General features: G+C 47.5%; 16 protein-coding genes. 4 read left to right on the plus strand and 12 right to left on the minus strand.

The features are described 5' to 3' along the window. The 10 genes from OCU74_RS06055 to OCU74_RS06100 all read right to left on the minus strand — a co-directional run bounded on the left by OCU74_RS06055 (nt 1) and on the right by OCU74_RS06100 (nt 12,512). The gene (locus tag OCU74_RS06055) at nt 1–1,617 is read right to left on the minus strand and encodes a putative bifunctional diguanylate cyclase/phosphodiesterase (RefSeq protein WP_087483074.1); all 1,617 of its coding nucleotides are present in this window, start codon (nt 1,615–1,617) and stop codon (nt 1–3) included. A 306-nt stretch (nt 1,618–1,923) separates the two neighbouring features. Further along, nucleotides 1,924–2,601: a response regulator gene (locus tag OCU74_RS06060; protein WP_234993655.1), complete on the minus strand. Its 678-nt coding sequence runs from the start codon at nt 2,599–2,601 to the stop codon at nt 1,924–1,926. Then, nucleotides 2,576–4,204: an ATP-binding protein gene (locus OCU74_RS06065; protein WP_087483076.1), complete on the minus strand. Its 1,629-nt coding sequence runs from the start codon at nt 4,202–4,204 to the stop codon at nt 2,576–2,578. The genes OCU74_RS06060 and OCU74_RS06065 overlap by 26 nt, the downstream gene beginning before the upstream one ends. Before the next feature lie 152 nt (nt 4,205–4,356). After that, the gene (locus tag OCU74_RS06070; RefSeq protein WP_087483077.1) at nt 4,357–5,676 is read right to left on the minus strand and encodes an anaerobic C4-dicarboxylate transporter; all 1,320 of its coding nucleotides are present in this window, start codon (nt 5,674–5,676) and stop codon (nt 4,357–4,359) included. A gap of 60 nt (nt 5,677–5,736) precedes the next feature. After that, a complete protein-coding gene (frdD, locus tag OCU74_RS06075) occupies nt 5,737–6,102 on the minus strand; it encodes a fumarate reductase subunit FrdD (protein ID WP_087483078.1) in 366 nt (121 codons plus the stop codon). 10 nt (nt 6,103–6,112) lie between these two features. Further along, nucleotides 6,113–6,496, minus strand: coding sequence for a fumarate reductase subunit FrdC (gene frdC / locus OCU74_RS06080; protein ID WP_087483079.1), 384 nt, complete (start codon nt 6,494–6,496; stop codon nt 6,113–6,115). 3 nt (nt 6,497–6,499) lie between these two features. Continuing rightward, nucleotides 6,500–7,240: a succinate dehydrogenase/fumarate reductase iron-sulfur subunit gene (locus tag OCU74_RS06085; RefSeq protein WP_261856160.1), complete on the minus strand. Its 741-nt coding sequence runs from the start codon at nt 7,238–7,240 to the stop codon at nt 6,500–6,502. Nucleotides 7,241–7,242: 2 nt separating this feature from the next. Continuing rightward, nucleotides 7,243–9,045, minus strand: a complete 1,803-nt coding sequence (frdA, locus tag OCU74_RS06090) for a fumarate reductase (quinol) flavoprotein subunit (RefSeq protein WP_261856161.1) — start codon at nt 9,043–9,045, stop codon at nt 7,243–7,245. A 281-nt stretch (nt 9,046–9,326) separates the two neighbouring features. Further along, nucleotides 9,327–10,568 carry a 2-hydroxycarboxylate transporter family protein gene (locus OCU74_RS06095; protein WP_234993504.1) on the minus strand — a complete coding sequence of 414 codons (1,242 nt, stop codon included), beginning with the start codon at nt 10,566–10,568 and terminating at the stop codon, nt 9,327–9,329. A gap of 318 nt (nt 10,569–10,886) precedes the next feature. Next, nucleotides 10,887–12,512 carry a methyl-accepting chemotaxis protein gene (locus OCU74_RS06100; RefSeq protein WP_087478886.1) on the minus strand — a complete coding sequence of 542 codons (1,626 nt, stop codon included), beginning with the start codon at nt 12,510–12,512 and terminating at the stop codon, nt 10,887–10,889. 262 nt (nt 12,513–12,774) lie between these two features. On the opposite strand from OCU74_RS06100, the gene OCU74_RS06105 reads away from it, so the two are divergent. Next, nucleotides 12,775–13,242: a GNAT family N-acetyltransferase gene (locus OCU74_RS06105; protein ID WP_087478887.1), complete on the plus strand. Its 468-nt coding sequence runs from the start codon at nt 12,775–12,777 to the stop codon at nt 13,240–13,242. A gap of 79 nt (nt 13,243–13,321) precedes the next feature. On the opposite strand, the gene ppsA is transcribed toward OCU74_RS06105, so the two are convergent. Further along, the gene (gene ppsA / locus OCU74_RS06110) at nt 13,322–15,697 is read right to left on the minus strand and encodes a phosphoenolpyruvate synthase (RefSeq protein WP_200807631.1); all 2,376 of its coding nucleotides are present in this window, start codon (nt 15,695–15,697) and stop codon (nt 13,322–13,324) included. A gap of 177 nt (nt 15,698–15,874) precedes the next feature. On the opposite strand from ppsA, the gene ppsR reads away from it, so the two are divergent. Together ppsR and OCU74_RS06120 are read left to right on the plus strand one after the other, a co-directional pair. After that, nucleotides 15,875–16,708, plus strand: a complete 834-nt coding sequence (gene ppsR / locus OCU74_RS06115) for a posphoenolpyruvate synthetase regulatory kinase/phosphorylase PpsR (protein WP_087478889.1) — start codon at nt 15,875–15,877, stop codon at nt 16,706–16,708. A gap of 209 nt (nt 16,709–16,917) precedes the next feature. Further along, a complete protein-coding gene (locus tag OCU74_RS06120) occupies nt 16,918–18,000 on the plus strand; it encodes an SMP-30/gluconolactonase/LRE family protein (protein ID WP_087478890.1) in 1,083 nt (360 codons plus the stop codon). Between the two features lie 118 nt (nt 18,001–18,118). Here the strand turns inward: OCU74_RS06120 and OCU74_RS06125 are convergent, their stop codons facing one another. Then, nucleotides 18,119–18,601: a GNAT family N-acetyltransferase gene (locus OCU74_RS06125; protein WP_087478891.1), complete on the minus strand. Its 483-nt coding sequence runs from the start codon at nt 18,599–18,601 to the stop codon at nt 18,119–18,121. A 98-nt stretch (nt 18,602–18,699) separates the two neighbouring features. Here OCU74_RS06125 and OCU74_RS06130 point away from each other — a divergent pair, with 98 nt between their 5' ends. Then, entirely contained in the window at nt 18,700–19,602 is a 903-nt protein-coding gene (locus tag OCU74_RS06130) for a LysR family transcriptional regulator (protein WP_087478892.1), read from the plus strand. The last annotated feature ends 49 nt before the right edge of the window (nt 19,603–19,651 follow it).

The following is a 19,651-nucleotide window of genomic DNA, read 5'->3' on the forward strand; positions in this document are numbered from 1 at the left end:
TCACTCTACAAAATGTTGCGGTGATTCAGGTTTAAGGTGATTCCGGAATTGTTCATTGTATAGCAGGCGGTGCAAAGGTTCCGGCCGGAAATAGAGAAAACCCTGGATGTAATTGCAGCCAAGTTTGATTAACGCCTGTTCTACGCTGCCTGCCTCCACACCTTCGGCAACAACACTCAGATTCAGATCCTGTGCCAGTCGGATCAGAGCATAAACAATAGTCCGGTTGGCTTCTTTCTGGTGATATTCGATGATGAATGAGCGATCTATCTTGATCTGTTTGACGGGCAGCTCACGCAGAATAATCAGTGAAGAATAACCGGTGCCGAAGTCATCAATACTGAAGCGAAAACCCAGGGCATGCATTTCATGGATGACCCGTTTGGCTTTGTCGATATCTTCAAATACTGCACTTTCGGTAATTTCGAACACAAAATCCGCAGGTTGTATCTGCCCGGAATTGAGCAAATTGTGCAGTTGTTCCGTGACCTCGTCATCCTGAAAATCTTTGGCGGAAAGGTTGATATGCAGACTGCCCTGAAAGCCGTGTGCTCTCAACACATTCAGATCCTGTGCGGCCCGGTGAATGACCCATTGGGTGAGTACGGAGATTAGTGCACTTTTTTCTGCGATCGGAATGAAATCTTCCGGCTCGATAAAACTGCCATCTTCCTGAGGCCAGCGAAGTAATACTTCCAGACTGGACACTTTTTGCGTCTGTCCCTGTATGATCGGTTGATAGTGGAGTTCAAACTCGTCGTTTTTCAGTGCTTCGGACAATTTGATGGATAGTTTGAGTTTCCCGTAAGAATTTGACCCTAACTGATCATGGTAAAACGTATAGCGTTTATGTTTTTTCTTCGACTCATACATGGCTAAATCTGCCTGTTTCAGCAGATTAAAAACCTCGTATCCGTTATGCGGGAACTTGGTAATGCCAATACTTGCCGAGGTCTTCATCGAGTAGGTCATCACCTGCACCGGTGCGTGAAGGGCATGATGGATACATTCAACCAGACTCAGGATTTTTGTATCGTCGTCATCCGGGAAGATAATGGCGAATTCGTCGCCGCCCATGCGATATAACTGACCGTGATTTCTGGTGTTTTCCTGTAAGAGTTTGGCGACAGAAATTAGGAATTTATCACCAAAATAATGACCCAGACCATCATTGATTTGCTTAAAATTATTCAGGTCGATCAACAGTAAGCTGAAGGTTTGCTTCGACTGAACCCATGTTTTAAGAGACTGAAGCAGATATTTACGGTTGGCCAGAGAAGTCAGGCTATCATGCAGAGAGCTATGCTGTTCGTCCTTAGCAAAGCGGTGTGCCTGCCGGATCGTATTCAGTGCCAGAGGAACGATCAATGCGACAAATATCCCGCCACCGAGGAGAATCAGAGAAACAGTAAACAGATGAGTATGAATGGGGGATTCAATCAGCAGTTCTGTGAGAACAAAAAGATAACCGAGAATAAAGACGGCGATCAGCGCGACAAGTATTTTCCAGCCCGGAGCTTTTTCAGTGCGGCATATCAGATATGCTGGCTTCATACTGTAAATCAGTAAAAAAATGCCTGTAGCGACACTCGCTAAGGCGATATATTTCATGACCATACATAGACCCCAGCAATGTAGCGTCCAACAGCCCCGATGGGCATACAACGTAAATTTGGCGAAATGTTACACAATTTTTCTTTTTATGACAATAGCTTAGATGTGCTTCTTTCGTGTACTGAAATAACGGGCTGATTAAATATATTCAATGGAGTGATTATATTTGGCTCATTTTTCAGATGATTTGCCTACTGACTGATAACTTATGGATATATAAAGCGTAGAACATTTTTTGTACAGGCGTATGTGTTTGTCACAACAAATGACAGGTGAGAGCCTGAATAGTTGAACCGGTCAGACGCTAATTTATTCAATCATCTGATACAGGCGTCTCGGTCTGCCGCCAGTGTTGTAGTTCAGGACCAGACGTAATACGCCTTCGGATTCAAGATATTCCAGATAGCGTCTTGCAGTAATCCGGCTGAAATTCATGCGCTGGCTGATATCATCAGCAGAAAAGTCATGCAATTGTTCACGGTAAAGCAGCGCTTTGAGCGATTCCAGCGTGGTCGCATCAATCCCTTTGGGGGTCTGACGAACCGCCTTGACCGGAGACTTCCGCAACAGTTGGTCAATATCATCCTGATCGACGGTCGAAGTACTGATGAGCTTTTGTTTATACTGAAGGTAATCATCCAGAGCCTGATTGACCCGTGACATCCGGATCGGCTTGACCAGATAATCGATGACGCCGAGTTGCACCGCTTTTTCAACGGTGGCAGTTTCACGTTCAGCAGTAGTCATGATGAAATGGCAGTCAGCAGACTGCTCACGCAACTGGTGGATCAGATCCAGACCGTTCCCGTCCGGGAGCGTAATATCAACAAAGACAAGCTGTGGCTGAAATGCATTGAACTGTATCTGCGCATCCGCGCAGCTTTCGCTGACGGCAACCACCTGAAAATGGGGATGTTGGTTGATCGTTGACTCCAGGGTATAGCTGGCACGAATGTCATCTTCAAGCAGCATTACTCGGGTTTTCATCGTCATGCGCCTCTTCTTTTTTTTCTAAATAGATACTAAATAAGGTGGTGTTCTGATCGGTTCGTTCCCAGTCAATACTACCGTGAAAGTAGTCGACCAGCTGTTTCACAAGGTACAGGCCGATCCCGTTCTGTTCATCTTCCTGTTTCGAACTGACACCAAACTCAAGGATGTGTTCGGCAATTTCATCGGGAACGCCGGTACCGTTGTCCTGAATTTCCAGCATGATATACCTGCCGCGATCACTCAGATAGACACTGACTTCTGGCTGTACGGCTTCCCGGTTCTGCCAGGCGGCCAGCAGGGCATTGTCGACCAGATTACCGAGGATCGTCACCAGTTTTTCAGAAGTCTGTTTGGCGTAGCCTGCCAGTGTCGTATCTTCATCAATGGTAAACTTTACGCCCATTTCGGAAGCTTTGTTAAATTTAGCCAGCAGCAGCCCGGCGACGGCACTGTCAGATACACTGAGAACAATATGATTGATAACGGCCTGATAGCGGTCGGTTTCCTGCTGAATGAAATCGATCGACTCTTCATATTTGCCGATTTGCAGCATACCTGACAGAACGTTTAATTTATTGGAATACTCGTGAGTTTTGCTGCGGAGTAGTTCAGCGTAGTTCTTCAGATAGGTAATTTCTTTTTCCAGCTCATTGGGTGTCAGATTGGCAAAGAACACAATGACATGACCGATTAAGCCTTTTGCGGTTTTGATCGGATAAAGATTCGCCCGGTATCTGAGTTTGCCGATGCTGAACTCTTCCTGATGAAAACGGCCCTGATTTTCCAGTACCAGATGGCTTAATGGGATCGAATAATGGGACAGAGGATGACTCTGATAGTCATAACGGCTCAGAACTCCCATCGAGAGAAGCTTCATCGCACTGTTATTAATCATGGTAATCTTCATGTCGTGGTCAACGGCAATGATTGCATCCCGGATACTGTCAAAAACCATCCCGTGTTCACGGAATTTATTGACGATGAATTCCGGCTCGTAATCCAGAAATGTCTTTTTCATCTTCAGCAGGAATGCGACGGTTGTCCCGATACCGAACAGATAGATTAAACCGATCAGCAGACCGATATGGACGTGTTGACGGAAGATGATGTCGGATATCTTTTCGGATAAATAACCGATACAGATTGCACCGATCAGTTCACCGTTGTCGTAGATCGGGACAAAATTGCGGATGGCTTTGCCAAGCGAGCCTCTGGCTTCGGTGCTATATGCTTTGCCCGTCTGTAACACCGGATAAATATCTTCCCCGATAAAATGTTTTCCGATGCGCTGTTTGTCCGGATGACTGAGACGAATGGCCTGTTTATCAACCACCACAATGTATGAAGCATCGGTCCGGGAACGAATTGCCTCAATGTAATCTTCAATGGAAGTTGTGGATTGCTGAAGATTTCTGGCCCGGACGGCCTGAATCACTTTGGGATCATGGGCAATGACCCGGGCAAGTTCCAGTCCTCTGGCTTCCAGTCCCGACTGATAAGAGCTCTGTAACAGATACAGAATTGCAATAGTCAGCACAATCACAACAGAGGAGGTTGTCGCAATCGTAGTCAGAGTCAGGTAACTTTTTAGCTTCATATACGGTAATTGTATGCTTTCTGTACAGTCCGGATGGCCGAGTGAGGGATTGTACCACGTGTATTGCGATTAGGGAGAAGAGAGAAAGGAGAAAGCTGGCAGGAAGTGAGAGCTGGCTCCCGTACACCATGATGGTATACGGGAGAATCAAATTAATGGATTGCAGTTGAAAGGAAGTAACCGACAATCGTTGAAGTGAGTACACAGATGAATCCCGGCAGGATAAAGCTGTGATTCAGTACGTATTTCCCAATCCGTGTGGTTCCGGTACGGTCAAAGGTGATTGCCGCCAGATCGCTCGGATAAAACGGGAAGAAGAAATAAGCGTAGCAGGCTGGTAATACCCCGATCAGAACTTTAGGTGGAATACCCAGAGAGAAACCGAGTGGTAACATGATCGTCAGAACTGCCGCCTGGCTCTTCAGGAAGATAGAGACAGAGAACATCGCGATAGCAAACGCCCATGGATGTGCATGAACAATATCGCGGACCATATCGATCAGATAGGTTTTGTGATAGCTGATGATCGTGTCACTCATCCAGGCAATACCGAAGATGATAATCACGGCGGTCATCCCGGCAATAAACACATTACTGTGCACGATCTTTTTCGGCGGAACTTTGGTGGTAACCAGAATGATTGCGCCAACGGCGAGCATCAGGAACTGAATACCGACGGACATTTTGACACCCGGAGGCAGCAGCCCCAGATTTTTCCCGAACATTGCGACGAAAACCACCGCAGCAATACCCAGCATAAAGATCAGCAGTCCTTTTTTCGCATTTTTGTCGATGCCGTGATCTTGATCCAGTGAGCTATTATCTTCCAGCTCCTGAACGAATTCAGGATCTTTACAACGCTCTTTAAACTCTGGGTCTTTATCCAGATCTTTACCGCGTTTCAGACTCCAGGTACAGGCGACCAGCAGACCGGTCAGCGTTGCAGGAATGGTGACCATCAGAACGTCGATAAGACCGATATCCAGATGATTATCAACAGCGGTTGCCATGACCACAGCAGCAGCGGCAGCAATCGGACTGGCTGTAATACCAACCTGTGATGCTACCGAAGCAATTGCCATCGGACGCTCCGGACGAATGCCTTTTTTATAGGCGACATCGTAAATGACCGGAAGCAGTGGATAAACAGAGTGGCCGGTGCCAACCAGAACAGTCAGAGAGTAGGTACACAATGGTCCCAAAAAGACGATCTGTCCGGGGTGTTTACGCATCAGTTTTTCGGCATATTTTACCAATAGTTTTAAACCACCGGTGGCTTCCAGAGTTGCTGAAGCAGCAACGACTGAGAGAATAATCAGCATCACGCTGATAGGCGGATGTCCCGGTGCTACTTTGAACACAAATGCAAGGATGGTGACGCCAAGTCCGCCGAGCAGACCGAACGCGATACCGCCATGCCGGATCCCGATGAAAATGATGGCAAGCAGCAACATCATATGTATATAAAACATCTTATTACCTCTTAAAAAAAGTGACCTGAACAAAGAGCAAGTCAGGTCACAAAGGGGAATTTACCCAACCATGAATACAAAAATAACTGCGATAGCCGATACGGCAAATGCGATGGCATAGCACAGAATTTTACCGACAATGCCGGTATGAAATTTCAGGTCATGCATACCGTGATGCACCCGGTGCATGGCGTGCCACATTGGCAGTGCGAGCGTACCGATGACAAACAGAGCGCCGAAAATATGGGAAACAAAATTGCTGACGCTTTCATAGCTCAGGGTGTCTGCATTCAGAATACCCAAAGGGCCGAGAATACCTATTACCAGAATAGTGACCGGTGTCAGCATTGCGAACCAGGTGCCGCCGGCACCGAAAAGTCCCCACCAGATGGGTTCATCAGAACGTCTGGGATTAAGATTAATCATGTGGTACTCCTTAAATCAGCACGAGTGCAAGTAGTGAAATGACCGCAACAATGAACCATTGCCCCAGAACGATGATTCCGGTGCTCAGTTTTTTGCCTTTAATCCGAACCGGAATCACCTGCGGCATCATGCCAAAGAAGGTATGGGCATGAAACAGACTGGCGATCAGGGCCACGATATTAATGGCAACAACCAGTGGATTCGCCATGAAATTCAGCCATGACTGCCATGCTTCCGGTCCTTTCACCAGACAGAGCAACCCGGCTGTGAGTGCGAGCGTAAAGAAAATCAGGGGAATCACCGTGCCTTCCCGCAGCATGTAGAAGCGGTAAAACGGATTGTTTTTCCACCAGGTCCGTTTTACTTCCCTGATATAGGGCTTACGATTACTCATTTCTTAGGCCTCCTGAGGTTTCAGCATCGCGATGACAAAGTCCATAGACGATTCCAGTTTGCCCTGGTTCACTGCGGCTGCCGGATCGACACTTTTCGGACAGACTTCAGAGCAGTAACCGACGAAGGTACAACCCCAGGCGCCGTTTTCACCGTTGATCAGCTTCATCCGTTCGGCTTTACCGTTGTCCCGGCTGTCGAGGTTGTAGCGGTGTGCCAGTGTCAGTGCAGCCGGACCGATAAACTCCGGATTCAGGCCAAACTGCGGACAGGCGGCATAGCACAAACCACAGTTGATGCATCCGGCAAACTGTTTGTATTTTGCCATTTGCTCCGGGGTTTGCAGGTTAGTACCGTCTTCCGGCTTGCGGTCATTGCCGATGATATAAGGCTTGATCGCTTCCAGCCGTTCGATGAACGGGGTCATGTCCACAATCAGGTCTTTCTCTATCGGGAAGTTAGCCAGTGGTTCGATTTTCACGCCGTCCGGATAATCCCGCAGGAAGCTTTTACAGGCCAGTTTAGGAACACCGTTGACCATTACGCCACAGGATCCGCAGATCGCCATCCGGCAGGACCAGCGATAAGACAGATTTTTGTCCAGATAGTCTTTCACATAAGAAATCGTGTCGAGGATCGACATGGTTTCGTTAAAAGGCACCTCAAATGTCTGTAAGTAAGGTTTGGTATCTTTTTCTGGGTCATAGCGCAGAATTTCAACTTTTTGGATGCGTTGAGCTACCATGATTAATTCTCCTCTCCGCGCTGTTGTGCTTCTTCAGCGGCAGCCTGCTCAGCTGCGGCTCCGTAAAGACGTGCTTTCGGCTGTGACTTGGTGATAGTGACATCACTGTAGTCAATCCGTGGGGCAGCATCTTTCTGGTAGAATGCCAGTGAGTGCTTGAGGTAGTTCACATCGTCACGCTCGGTACAGCCTTCATCAAGGCGCTGGTGAGCACCGCGGGATTCTTTCCGCAGAATGGCTGAGTGAACCATGGCTTCGGCGACTTCCAGACCATAACCAACTTCCAGTGCATACAGCAGGTCGGTATTAAATACTTTGCCTTTATCTTTGATGCTGATTTTCTTATAGCGTTCTTTCAGCTCAGCCAGTTTATCGATCGCCTGTTGCATCAGATCTTCCTGACGGTAGATACCGCAACCGGCTTCCATCGCGTGACCCATTTCAGTCCGGATGTCCGCCCAGTTTTCATCACCTTCCTGATTCAGCAGCGCTGAAATCCGGGCTTCGGTGGATTCGATTTGTGCGGTAATCGCCGCATCGTTCCAGCCTTTAAAATCTTCAACGCGTTTCACGGCCTGTTCGCCGGCAACCCGTCCGAAGACCACGAATTCAGCCAGCGAGTTGGAACCGAGGCGGTTGGCTCCGTGCAGACCAACAGAGGAGCATTCACCAACGGCAAACAGCCCCTGAATCCGGGTTTCACACTGCGCATTGGTTTCGATACCACCCATGGTGTAGTGAACGGTCGGACGGATTGGGATCGGCTCTTTGACCGGATCGACGTTGACATAGGCTTTAGCCAGCTCACAGATAAACGGCAGGCGCTCATGGAGGTAATCTGCTCCCAGATGACGCAGATCCAGATGAACGACATCACCCAGCGGATGTTTGATGGTGTTGCCTTTCTGCTGCTCGTGCCAGAATGCCTGAGAAACCTTGTCACGCGGGCCAAGTTCCATATATTTGTTCTTTGGCTGACCGACCGGTGTTTCCGGTCCCATGCCGTAGTCCTGAAGATAACGGTAGCCGTTTTTATTGACGATAATACCGCCTTCGCCACGACAGCCTTCGGTCATCAGAATACCGGTGCCGGGCAGGCCGGTCGGGTGGTACTGGACAAACTCCATATCCCGGAGCGGAACACCGTGGCGATACGCCATTGCCATCCCGTCACCGGTCACAATGCCGCCGTTGGTGTTACAGTGATAGACACGTCCGGCACCACCGGTGGCGAGAATCACGGATTTTGCTTTAATAGTAACCAGTTCACCTTCAGACATGTGGACGGCAATTAAGCCCTGAACATTGCCTTCGTCAACCAGTAGGTCAACCACGAAGTATTCGTCAAAGCGTTTGATTTGCGGATATTTGATTGAGGTTTGAAAGAGGGTATGCAGCATGTGAAAACCGGTTTTGTCTGCGGCAAACCAAGTTCTTTCAACTTTCATCCCGCCGAAACGACGGACGTTGACTTCACCGTTTTCTTTCCGGCTCCAGGGGCAACCCCATTGCTCCATCTGGATCATTTCCCGGGTTGCGTTGGCAACAAAATACTCGACGACATCCTGTTCACACAACCAGTCACCACCACCGACCGTGTCGTTAAAGTGATTGTCTAAACTGTCTTCTTCTTTGATAACGGCAGCGGAGCCACCTTCGGCAGCAACGGAGTGGGAACGCATCGGGTAGACTTTGGAAATCAGGGCGATTTCCAGATCCGGATTTGCTTCGGTTGCGGCAATGGCAGAACGAAGTCCTGCACCACCAGCACCAATGATTGCGATATCTGTGGTTAAGGTTTTCACAGCTATCCTCCAAGTGTAAAAATAATCAATTCAAAGTACCGGAGTACTTTCCACATCAAACAAGTGGGTATACCGGCCCTTGCGGGCCGGATACCTTATGCATTCTTGTTATTCTGAAATGAATGCTTATTTTCCTTGGGCTGACAGTATTGCTTTTCCGTATTTTCTGAGGATTAAACGCGAATCGGAGTATGAGCAGGCTCCGGACGCTTATTTAATATTTATCCTGTTTAATCTCAGTGTGTTATTCCAGTTTTATCTAAACGTTTTATTTAAACATCTTATTTAAGTAATGAGAGTATCAGTGTTGCCAGAATGAGCATAAATGCACCGCCGATCCGGGAAGAGATCTGAGCGAAAGGCATGAGCTCCATTCGTTTGGATGCAGCCAGAACGGCAACATCACCTGTTCCACCCATATTTGCCATACACAGACCTGCGGTAATCGCGGCTTCAATGGCATAAAATCCCATCAGACGACCCACCAGAGCGGCACCAACCACAGCACCAGCGACGGTAGCAAAGACCATCAGGAAGTATTCGACGCTGAGGGAAGCAATAATCTGGTTGAGATCGGTATAAGCGACGCCGATACCAACCAATAGTGCCGGAGTCAGGTTATCAACGACAAATTTGTACCAGGCATGGGCTGATTTTTCGAGTTCACGGGGAATCAGGCCAGTCACTTTTATAAAGGCAACAAAAAGGATCATCAGCGCATATGTGTGCATGCTGATGACCTGTGCCAGCATGCTGCCGACAAAAAACATCGTGATGGCAAGCAGAGCACCGAGACCGAGTGTATCGATTGAAGATTTTTCTTCTTTGTCTTCAAGAGATGGTTGTTGGGAACCACGAATCAACTGACCGTTACCCGTCAGAGACGGATACATATTGCCGAGTTTGTTGAGTAAACCGGCGACGACGATCGCCATAGCATTACCGATAGCCAGTGCCGGAACCATTCTTGACATCAGTTCCGCCGCGGACATGGTGGTATTTCCGGACATAATCTCAACCAGAGGAACGGCGCCTGCTCCCATGCCGCCGCCCATGATCGGCAAAGCAATCAGCATGATGGAATCAAAAAAGCCATCTCCGACCATAAAACCGACCAGACCGGCAAACAGAAACGCAAAAATAACACCGCCGAAAATGACCGGAATATATTTTAGGGCCGCTTTTTTCAGAACGTTTCTGTCCATGCCCAGAATTGAACCGGTGACCAGACTGGCAATAAAGAAAGAGAGGAAACCACCACCTTTGACAAATGTGGTAATCGAGCCGGCAATTTCTTGTGGAAGAAGTCCACTGTGAAAAAGGTAAGAAGAACCGAAGATAATTGCGATGGCGCCACCGCCAAAGAACTGGTTCAGAATCGGTGTTTTATCACCGACGACATTCAGGATATATCCGACAACGGCCATGACACCTATCGCGCCAATGATCCCTGTCGGCATCTTATTCTGGATCGTTGCAAGCAGTATCACTGCTGCAGAAAGCGCAAAGATGAGATGAATCATGCGCTTATCCGTTTGATTGATAGAGTTACTGGTCAACATAGTTTACCTGCGTCTTTTGTGTAGGGTTGGTTAGAGGATGCTTTATTATTTTGTATGGGTAGTCTATCAACACTGGTGGGAAGAAAGATTGATTCTCTGTCTAATGTAACTATCTTGTGCTTTTGTAACTTTTGTTCACGAAAGGGAAGGGATATTGCAGGTAAGAAGGGAAACAAACAGCGCCGTAGCATACTGTTTTCTGCGCCAGGTGAATGTGTGGCCTACCGCAGAAAACATGAATTATGCGTACATTTTTATCAGTATTTAGTCATGCAGATGTCAGACTGAGAAGCGCTTAATCTGGGTTGCCAGCACTTCAATATTAGTGACTGCATCCAGCACGGACTGATTCACCATATTTGACATGTCTTTAATCTGTTTCGACATATCGGAAAGGTTAGTTAAATTGGTGTTGATTTCGTTGGCCACCAGACTCTGCTCATCGGTCGCACTTGCGGTTTGCAGCGTGAGTCCCTGAATCTGATCAGAAGACGATTTAACCGTATCGAGCAGATGTTTGGTCTGATCATTCAGGGTTTCGGTGCTGGCTGCAATATCAACACTGGCCTTGATCGACTGAACCGCTTCAGAGACTTCATTTTGCAGAGAGTTGATCATTTGACGGATATCTTCGGTCGATAATTGTGTTTTACTGGCTAAATCTCTGACTTCATCGGCGACAACGGCAAAACCCCGTCCCTGATCTCCGGCCCGGGCTGCTTCAATTGCAGCATTCAGTGCCAGTAGGTTGGTCTGTTCTGAAATACCGAGAATCACATCCAGAACAGAAGATATTTTTTCAGAACTGTGTGAAAGACGTTCAATGACCGCCGAAGCATGTTCGACCTGATGGGTTAAGTCATGCAGGCGCTGTGTTGAACTGAGAATGGAATCTTCTCCCTCATCGACCAGCCGGGAAAGCAGTTCAACCTGAGTTGCAGTTTCCGCAGCATTCCGGGCCACGTCTTTGGTGGCACAGCTCATTTCTTCTATCGCGGTTACAACCAGATCCAGAGCCAGATCTTCTTTATCACTTAAAGAAGAGGATTCCGCAGCAGCCTGACTAATCCGCTCCATTTCATCCTGAATACTGCCGCAACCACCTCTGATCTGGCGGATAATATGGCCGAGTTTGTCAACAAAACCATCAAGCTCCCGACTTAGTGCTCCGGTTTCATCTGATTTCTGGCTATTGATGCGCCGGGTAAGATCACCGTCGCCCTGACTGATTTCATGAATATCCGATGTAACTTTCTTAATCGCATTGGAAATATTTCTCGGTGCCAGCCAGGCCAGCATAATGCTGGAAAACAGCACGATGACCGAAAGAATCGAGACAAATGATTTGAACTGTTCGGCCCGGTGATCAATCTGCTGTTTCTCTTGTGCGGCATATTTGCTGATGAGTTCTTCTGAACCGTCATACAAGGATCTTAATTCTCTGAAAGCATCGAAGTTACGGGTTAAAAACAGATTCATGGCAACATCAGGCTGATGGCTGTCGAGGGCCGTTAATACGGCGTTATATTCTTTGTTCCACCGTTGGTAATAATTCTGAAATGGCGCAAGATAACTGACAATTTCAGGTTCATCTCTCGTCATTTGCATGAAAGCGTTCATGCGATCCAGTGCCTGCTGTGCATTGGATAGAACGTCTTCTCTGAGTGCTTCTTTATTATTGAGCGTAAAGTCCTGCGAAAAGATTAATGTTGAGAGAGCAAGTCCGGACTGGTAGAGATCCCGGTCTGCATTCTGGATTAAGGAAGCACCTTGCGAGTAGCGTCCGGTATTATGCTGGATGTAGGTTACCAGCTCGTAAGCGGCAATAACGACGACAAGAAAAACGAAACTGAGTAATGAAAAATTGAATGTATATCTGGCCCGTATCGTACTAAATAGGTTCATTCTGTTTCTCCTTAGCCAACTGGTCGCCTGTAAAGGCTGCTGCAACTGTTGTTTGTTATTAGTTATGTGTTGCTTGTTCTGTCACGTATGTGTGATGAATAAGTTATATTAATAAAATTCACACCGAACCAGATCTAACCTAACGAATAGTATAGCGATGTTATTTTTTCAAGCGGCTGAGCAGGCCGAAAGGTTGTATTTATGGCTACTCACGGTATATTCGGATATGTAATTATTTGTTTTATATATGGTGCACAACAGTATGGAAATATCAGAAGCAGGGCCGGAAGATCTGCAATTTTTAGTTGATTTAGTGATCGATGTTGCGCAGGAAGATATTTTCCCTTATCTCAGTCAGGCCGGTGTCGATTATTTTTTATCGATCGTTGGCACCGAACTCAAACAGGTATTGGAGCAACCCGAACGCAGGGCGTATAAAGCGGTGATTGGCGGTAATATTGTTGGCTTCGGTATCATTTGCCATGGGTACTATATTACCCATCTGTTTGTGGCTAAAGAGGCTCAGGGGTGTGGATTAGGTCAGCGCTTATTGAATTTGCTGCTCGCAAATGCGACGAAATCAGTGATTGAATTATGGTCTTCTCTGAACGCACTTTCTTTTTATCTCCGCAATGGCTTCGAGGCGCAGGGAGATGAACAGGAGATGAATGGGATTCGTTATGTTCCCATGAAACGGATATTACCTAAGCCGGTTGATGAGGTAATCTGAGAGACAGAATCCGATAAACCGGAAAAGATAAGGCACGCCCCGGCGTGCCTTATGTCGTTAAATATCAGCTGTGACTGAGTCAGTTGGACTGAGCAACCTGTCCCAGCTTCAGCCAGGTATCAATGACGGTATCCGGGTTGAGTGAGACAGAGCTGATTCCCTGTTCCATCAGCCATTCTGCCAGATCGTCGTGGTCCGATGGTCCCTGACCACAGATACCAACGTACTTACCAGCCCGGGCTGCTGCCTCAATTGCCATTTTCAGCATTGCTTTCACGGCAGGATTACGTTCGTCAAACAGGTGAGCGACGTCGCCGGAATCCCGATCCAGACCCAGAGTCAGCTGAGTCATATCATTGGAGCCGATTGAGAAGCCGTCAAAGTGCTTCAGGAACTCATCAGCCAGAATAGCATTTGATGGCAACTCACACATCATAATGACTTTCAGCCCTTCATCACCGCGTCGCAGACCGAATTTAGCCAGCAGATCAATTACGGATGAAGCTTCTGATGGTGTCCGTACAAACGGAATCATGATCTCGACATTTTTCAGTCCCATTTCCTGACGAACCCGTTTAATCGCTTGAGTTTCCAGTTCGAAACAGTCTTCAAATACCGGCGAAATATAGCGGGAAGCGCCCCGGAAGCCGAGCATCGGATTCTCTTCGTGCGGTTCATAACCTTTGCCACCAACCAGATTGCTGTATTCATTTGACTTGAAATCAGACATCCGGACAATGACCCGCTTCGGCCAGAAAGCCGCAGCGATTGTTGCAATTCCTTCGGTCAGCTTGCTGACGTAGAAGTCGATCGGATCCTGATAACCTTTAATCCGCTCACTGATTTCGGCTTTCAGCTCATCACTCTGAGCATCAAAGTTGAGCAATGCTTTCGGGTGAATACCGATCATCTTGTTGATGATGAATTCAAGACGGGCCAGTCCGACACCTTCGTTCGGAATCTGAGCGAAGTCAAATGCACGATCCGGGTTACCTACGTTCATCATCACCTTGGTCGGAAGTGTCGGCAATTCATCAACTGAAGAGCGACGGACTTCAAAATCCAGCTTGCCACGGTAGACATATCCGGTTTCACCTTCGGCACAGGATACAGTGACTAATGCTCCGTCCTGTAAATCGCTGGTTGCCGTACCACAGCCTACAATCGCCGGAATACCCAGTTCACGGGCAATAATTGCTGCGTGACAGGTCCGGCCGCCGCGGTTGGTTACAATGGCAGCTGCCTTTTTCATCACCGGCTCCCAGTCAGGGTCGGTCATGTCGGTAACCAGAATGTCGCCTTCCTGAACCAGAGACATCTGATCCAGCGAATCAACCAGACGGACTTTACCTGAACCGATACGCTGACCAATTGCACGGCCTTCCATCAGAACATCAGCTTTATCATTCAACTGGAAACGCTCAATTACATTCTGTTCGCTCTGAGAGCAGACCGTTTCCGGACGCGCCTGAACAATGTAGAGTTTTCCGTCAATACCATCTTTGGCCCATTCAATATCCATCGGACGCTGATAGTGCTTCTCGATGATCATCGCTTGTTTGGCAAGCTCTCTGATTTCATCGTCATTCAGAGAGAACTGTTGCCGTTCCTGCTCTGTGGTGTCGATGATTTCAACCTGTTTGCCGATTTCCTGACGATCAGAGTAAATCATTTTGACTTGCTTGGAGCCGAATGTTTTCTTCACAATGGCTGTCTGACCAGCTTCCAGCAATGGTTTATGGACATAGAACTCGTCCGGGTTTACCGCACCCTGAACAACCATTTCACCCAAGCCCCAGGCGGAAGTGATAAAGACAACCTGATCGAATCCCGACTCGGTATCCAGAGTAAACATTACCCCTGAAGAGGCTTTATCGGAGCGAACCATACGCTGAATACCCGCAGATAAAGCGATGCCGCGATGATCGAAGCCCTGATGGACACGGTACGAAATTGCCCGGTCGTTAAACAATGAAGCGTAGACATGCTTGGTCGCTTCTAAGACGGCATCAATGCCTTTCACGTTCAGGAATGTTTCCTGTTGTCCGGCAAAAGATGCGTCAGGTAAATCTTCGGCCGTGGCTGACGAGCGCACTGCCACGGAGATTTCAGGGTTATTTCCGGTCAACTCGGTATAGTTAGTCCGGATCTCCTGTTCCAAATCTTGAGGGAATGGGGCATCTAAAACCCATTGACGGATTGTGGCACCTGTCTTACGCAGGGCATCAACATCGTCGACATTCAGCTCATCAAGCAACTGATGGATTCGCTCATCCAGTCCTTCATAATCGAGGAACTGGTTAAACGCATATGAGGTCGTCGCAAAGCCATTAGGTACAGATACTCCGGCATTGGCAAGGTTAGATACCATTTCACCGAGAGAGGCGTTTTTTCCGCCGACTTTATCGACATTTTCCATCGATAGGCTGTTGAACCATAGGGTGTTCTCTTGCATGTCTTTCTCCAGAAACATTGCTTTATTATTGGGTATGGCAATCGTTTACATCTGTCAGCTAAAAAAATACCCCAGAAATTTTCAAAGCTGTGGCACATGTAGTTGAATACCGAGGGTCGTTCTATTTATAGTGTGGCAATGATCCTAATCAAAATAATTTGAAAGTTTAAAGGAAATATGCACATAAATAGTCAAAGTCGTGACGTGTTCTACGTTTCTGATGGAACGGCGATCACTTGTGAGACATTGGGGCATGCAGTTTTAGGTCAGTTTCCCTTTGTTGCGAACGAGAAAACTTTTCCATTTGTTGAAAGCGAGGAAAAATTGACGGATCTGATGAAACAGATCGAATCGTCTTATCAGCAGAATGGTATTCAGCCGTTGGTGTTTTTTTCGATCGTTGTACCGGAAATTCGCGAGAAACTGCTTCAGGTGCCAGCACATTGCTACGATGTGCTGGAAAATATCGTCCAGCGGGTTCAGGCGGATACACAAACCGAGCCGCAGCCAAAGTTGCAGCGTTCGCGGAGTATCGGCAGAAATACCGATACTTATTTTGACCGGATTGCAGCCATCGAATATACGCTGGCACACGATGACGGTATTTCACTGAAAGGTATTGAGCAGGCCGATATTGTTCTTCTCGGCGTATCCCGGAGCGGGAAAACACCGACCAGTCTCTATATGGCGATGCAGTTTGGGCTAAGGGTCGTGAATTACCCATTCATTAATGATGATATGCAGGCACTCAAGCTGCTGCCGCAATTTGAGATTCACCGGCACAAACTGTTCGGTTTGACTATCAATGCTGAACGCCTGACGGCGATCCGTCAGAATCGTCTTGCTGACAGTGACTATGCCAGTGCAACACAGTGTGAACATGAACTGGCGAATGTTGAAGCGCTGTTCCGCCGGGAAGCGATTCCGTATATCAATACCAGTTCATTATCAGTGGAGGAAATTTCAGCCCGTATTCTGGAAAAAGCGGGCCTGAAACGACATCTGTTCTAGGGCTGACTGACCTGCCGTATGCTCCGGGACAGTTGTTGATTGTTTGAGAAGGAAACTGTTTTACAGCAAAGTTTTTCTTGTTGTCTATCGCTACCGGCGGAAGATACACCGTTTTTTCCAGCTGTATCTTCCGCAGGCTGCGCTCTGTACCTGCCCGTTTTGCGGGCACTGATCCAATCGTAATTCAGTAAACAAAAGGAAGAATAATAATGACTGTTACCCGACGAAACTTACTCAGAAAAACGTTATATGGCTCCGCAGGTATGCTGGCAGGCAGTATGCTTCCCAAAGCTGCTTTAGCGGATCGATTCAGTCCCGGCGCGGCACCAATTCATTATCCGGATCCGAATATCATCGGGCTCGACCCGCGTTTCAAATACAAAATCGGCAATGCAGCGGTTGAACGTATTTATACCGGAATGCGCTGGGCAGAAGGTCCGGCCTGGAATGCAGTAGGGCGCTATTTAATCTGGAGTGATATTCCACGCAATGAGCAGTTGCGCTATACCATCGAAGATGACCATGTTTCGCGTAACTTCCGTATGCCGTCAGGAAACAGTAACGGCAATACGTTTGATTTTCAGGGACGTCAGATTTCCTGTCTGCATCAGAGCCGTCAGGTGATTCGGTATGAGCACGACGGCAGTGTCACGGTACTGGCTGATAGCTATGACGGTAAATCGTTCAATGCTCCGAATGATGTTGTGGTGAATCCGAATGATGACAGTATCTGGTTTACCGATCCGGGATATGGTTCACTCGGGTGGTATGAAGGGACACTTGCGGACACTGGTTCACCGCAGCCTTATCAGAAAGAAGCGGTTTACCGTATTGACGCCCAGACGGGCAAAGTGGTGAAGGTGACGGATGATGTTTACAAGCCGAACGGACTCTGTTTCTCTCCGGATTATAAAAAGCTGTACGTTTCTGATACCGGGGCATCTCATTATAGCGCCGCAAAATCTGTTATTCGGGTCTGGAATGTTACCGGTAAAGTTCTTAGTGGCGGACGTGATTTCTGCTCAATGACATACAATGGTAAGACTGGAAATGCGGATGGTATTCGTGCTGATATCCACGGTAATATCTGGGCGGCTGCCGGCTGGGTCGGAGAAGGTTATGATGGTGTGCATACCTTTGCGCCGAACGGAGATCGCATCGGTGTAATTCAGATTCCGGAGATTTGTTCGAATCTCTGTTTCGGAGGAAAACATCGTGACCGGCTCTTTATTACCGCCAGCCAGTCGATTTATTCTGTATATGTTGGTACACAGGGCGCTCATATTACCTGAACTGTGTTCTGAACGCTGAATAAAAAAGGGTCAGCATGCTGACCCTTTACTATTTCCACTGACGTACTATTTCCGCTGAGTTACTATTTCCGCTGAGTTACTATTTCCGTTGACTGACTTATTCCTGCCGGGCAAAATCGATAAGTGCCTGTCCGGTCATTCGGTAGATCACCCACTCATCCTGTGGCTCAGCACCGATACTTTTATAAAAGTCGATTGATTTCTGATTCCAGTCGAGAACTGTCCATTCGAAACGGCCGCAATCTTTACTGACTGCCAGTTGAGCGAGATACTTCATTAACGCTTTTCCGGCGCCGATTCCCCGTTTTCCTTCAGAAATATACAAGTCTTCCAGATATAACCCGTATTTGCCCAGCCAGGTTGAGTAATTCAGAAAGTAGACCGCAAACCCAATTGGTTCACCATCATCTTCACAAATCAGAGCGTGGGCATGAACGTCGTCACCGAATAACTTACGTTCAATCGCTTCAACGGTGTTGTCTACGGCGTCGGGCTCTTTTTCGTAAATCGCCAGCTGATTGATGAATTCCAGAATCGTTGTTGCATCTGAGACTGTTGCAGGTCTGATATGAATGGTCATGATTTCCTTTCTTTCGTTGACTCAGGTTAGCGACAGTGTATGCTCAAATGAATTATGAATAAAATGCACTTTATTCAGGCTTCATATGAATGGTTGTCATGCGCAGATTTCCTAACATTGATTTAAATTTACTCAAATTGTTTGCCAGTTTATATCATACGGGCTCGGTGACGCTGAGCGCCGAAGAACTGAATATCAGCCAGTCGGCGTGCAGTCACGCACTGCAACGTCTGAGAGAGCGGCTTGGTGATGAACTTTTCATCCGGATTGAGAATCGTATGTTGCCGACCGCTTATTCCGAGCGGCTGGCCGAACAGGTTCTGCCGGGATTGGCGCTATTGAGGCAGGGGCTGGCTTCATCTCATGCTTTTACGCCAGATGATGCTCATGTGTTCCGAATCGCCGTGACGGATTATACATCCTGGTGTATGCGGGAATTCACCACATACCTGAGTGAGTCGTTTGGTAATATTCATATTGAATTCATTCAGTTGGCGGAACGGTTACCGGAGTCAGCACTGAAATCCGCAGAGATCGATCTGGTGTGCGGGTTTGCCCATCAGCAGGAAGATTCAGAAAGTCTGAATCGCCTTGTCTGGCTGAGTGATCACTATGTTAGTGTCCGGTGTCAGAGTCATCCGGTTGCTGAGAATCTTTCTCTGAAGCAGTTTCTTCAGTATCCGCATGTTCTGGTGACTCCGTGGAATGAATCCAGAGGCATTGTTGATATTACGTTGTCACGACAAAGAAAACGACGTCAGATTGCGATTCGTACTGCCAGTGTCCTGGCTGCGCCTTATTTTGTGCCGCATACTCCTTATTTACTGGCAGCGCCGTCCCGGTATGCTGAAACTATTGCTGAAAGTCTGTCTCTGCGTTTGTCACCGATGCCATTGGATGTGCCCGATTATCAGCTGACACTTTACTGGCATAAAACCCGCCATAATGATCCGAAAATCGAATGGTTTATCCGGTTGTTCAGTGAGTTTCATCAATGCTGATGAATTGGTACAGTTGTGGCTGGGTATTTTGAGTATGAACGGGAAAATA

The sequence above is a fragment of the Vibrio mangrovi genome, assembly GCF_024346955.1.
GTDB classification, from domain to species: domain Bacteria; phylum Pseudomonadota; class Gammaproteobacteria; order Enterobacterales; family Vibrionaceae; genus Vibrio; species Vibrio mangrovi.